The sequence below is a fragment of the Collinsella aerofaciens genome (genome assembly GCF_040920445.1).
In the GTDB taxonomy this organism is placed as follows: domain Bacteria; phylum Actinomycetota; class Coriobacteriia; order Coriobacteriales; family Coriobacteriaceae; genus Collinsella; species Collinsella aerofaciens_BH.
This window is the reverse complement of the sequence record NZ_JBCOTQ010000019.1, coordinates 1-2,633: the sequence shown is the minus strand read 5'-3', so window position 1 is coordinate 2,633 and position 2,633 is coordinate 1. Positions and strand designations below refer to the sequence as shown.

At 61.6% G+C, this 2,633-nt stretch carries 2 protein-coding genes; both read right to left on the bottom strand.

Annotated features, from left to right (window positions below; genetic code table 11):
* Positions 1–605, bottom strand: a 605-nt coding sequence (locus AB5405_RS04530; protein WP_368137728.1) for a hypothetical protein, incomplete at its 3' end; no start/stop codon positions are given.
* A gap of 180 nt (positions 606–785) precedes the next feature.
* Positions 786–2,453, bottom strand: coding sequence for a formate--tetrahydrofolate ligase (locus tag AB5405_RS04525; protein ID WP_368137727.1), 1,668 nt, complete (start codon positions 2,451–2,453; stop codon positions 786–788).
* Between the last annotated feature and the right edge of the window lie 180 nt (positions 2,454–2,633).

The window sequence follows — 2,633 nt, the reverse complement described above, 5'->3', positions numbered from 1 at the left end:
GACCAGTACTGTCCCGGGATATCGCTCAGGTCGACGGCAGCAGACTGGGTGGTCTCGGCCTGCTCGGTCGTGGCATCGGTCGTGGCGCCCCGCTTGTTGAGCATGCCCGACACGATGGCGAACACGATCGACAAGGCAAAGAAGATCGCCAGCACAATCAGGATTTTCTTGATCACGCTCGACGAACGCGACGGTGCCTTCTCCTCGTCCTCACCATACTGCGGAATCGATTTGGGATACTCGCGATACGGCTGGCACGCATGCGGATCGCGCGACTCATAACGAGACTGGACCTGCGCCGTACGCGGCATATACGTCGTCTGCTGAGGCTGCGGAATGGGATTATGCGGCAGGTTGTTATAAGCATCTGTCGCCGCATTGCCATACGGGTCCGGCGCCGCATTGTCATACGGGTCCTGCGGTGCATAATCAAACGGATCCCGTGGTGTATCGCCGTAGCCTATAACCCGTGTGGGTTCGGCAGACGTCTGCGTCGCGGCGGGGTCGGTATAACCGGGGTTGGAAACAACGCGAGTCGCATCGGCGCTATCGCCAGCCTGTGCGGAGCCATATCCGCCCATCACGGTCGTCTTGTCCTGGTCCATGCAACGTTTCCTTTCCGTCGCCTGCAAGCATCAAGTTATCCATGCATTCTACCCGCGCAAAAGCCTATGATGGGCAAAGCCCGCCGGTATCTACAAGACATGCGCGTGCCTAAGGATCAAAAAGCCCCGCCGAGCCTTGGTAGGCGCGACGGGGCGGGCTAGCAGCTATAGTCAGCAGGCTTAGAACAGGCCGGTGATGTTGCCGTCGTTGTCGACGTCGATGTTCTCTGCCGCGGGAACCTTGGGCAGGCCCGGCATAGTCAGGACGCTGCCAGTCAGCGCGACCACAAAGTGGGCGCCGGCAGAAACCTTGAGCTCGCGCACGGTGATGCGGAAGCCCTCGGGAGCGCCCAGGGCCTTGGCGTTGTCGCTAAAGCTGTACTGCGTCTTGGCGACGCACACCGGCAGGTTACCAAAGCCGTTCTCGCGCAGCTCGGCGAGCTGGCGCTTGGCAGCTGGCGTAAAGTCGACGCCGTCGGCGCGGTAGACCTTGGTGGCAACGGCCTCGAGGGCATCGGCAACATCGGCACCGTCCTCGTAGGCAAACTTGAGCTCACTCGGCTGCTCAATCAGGCGCATGACCTCATCGGCCAGGTCGAGCGCGCCCTCGCCGCCCTTGGCCCAGACCTCGGAAAGCTTAACGTTGACGCCGAGCTTCTGGCACTCGGATTCGATGAGCGCAAGCTCGGCCTCAGTGTCCGTCGGGAAGCGGTTGATGGCGACCACGCAGGGCAGACCGTAGACATTCTGAATGTTGTCGACGTGGCGCAGCAGGTTGGGCATACCGGCCTTGAGGGCCTCGAGGTTCTCCTCGTTGAGGTCGGCCTTGGCAACACCGCCGTTGTACTTAAGCGCACGGGCGGTGGCGACAATCACGACGGCGCTGGGGCGGACGCCCGTCATGCGGCACTTGATGTCGAGGAACTTCTCGGCACCCAGGTCGGCGCCAAAGCCTGCCTCGGTAATGGCGACATCGCCAAAACGCATAGCCATACGCGTGGCCATGATGGAATTGCAGCCATGGGCGATGTTGGCGAAGGGACCGCCGTGGACAAACGCAGGCGTACCCTCGAGCGTCTGCACCAGGTTGGGCTTGAGCGCGTCCTTAAGCAGCGCGGCCATGGCGCCCTGAGCCTTGAGGTCGCGGGCGCGGACGGGCTCGCCGGCATAGCTGTAGCCGACGACGATCTCGCCCAAGCGCTCCTTGAGGTCGTTGATGCTCGTGGACAGGCACAGGATTGCCATAACCTCGGAGGCAACGGTGATATCGAAGCCGTCCTCGCGCGGCACGCCCTGAGCCTTGCCGCCAATGCCGTCGATAACATGGCGCAGCTGACGGTCGTTCATGTCGACGACGCGCTTCCAAGTAATGCGCTTAACGTCGATACCGAGCTGGTTGCCCTGCTGAATATGGTTGTCGAGCATGGCGGCCAGCAGGTTATTGGCGGCACCGATAGCGTGGAAGTCGCCGGTAAAGTGCAGGTTGATGTCCTCCATGGGGATGACCTGGGCCCAACCGCCGCCGGCGGCACCGCCCTTTACGCCAAAGACGGGGCCGAGCGAAGGCTCACGCAGGGCCACAGCGCTCTTGACGCCGCGACGGCGCAGGCCATCGGCCAGACCGATGGTCGTGGTGGTCTTGCCCTCGCCGGCGGGCGTGGGGTTGATGGCGGTCACGAGGACGAGCTTGGCCTGGTGATTGGTCGGCTCGTTGAGCAGCGAATAGTCAACCTTAGCCTTGTCGAAGCCGTACGGAATCAGGTGCTTTACGTCGACGCCGGCGTTCTTAGCCACCTCGGTAATGGGCAGCGGCGTGACGGAACGTGCGATTTCGATGTCAGTAGGCATGGACGGTCCTTTCGTTACCGGATGAGAAAAAGACCAATTCAGCATAGCACGGGCGCGCAATGGTAAAACACCCGTAACCGATGAATGGCGATATGTTTATCCAAGGCTCTGTTAGACCAGGATTGACATACATGTGTCCCCACGGTGCCATATCGTTGACCCCGTAGACCGCGATGATGG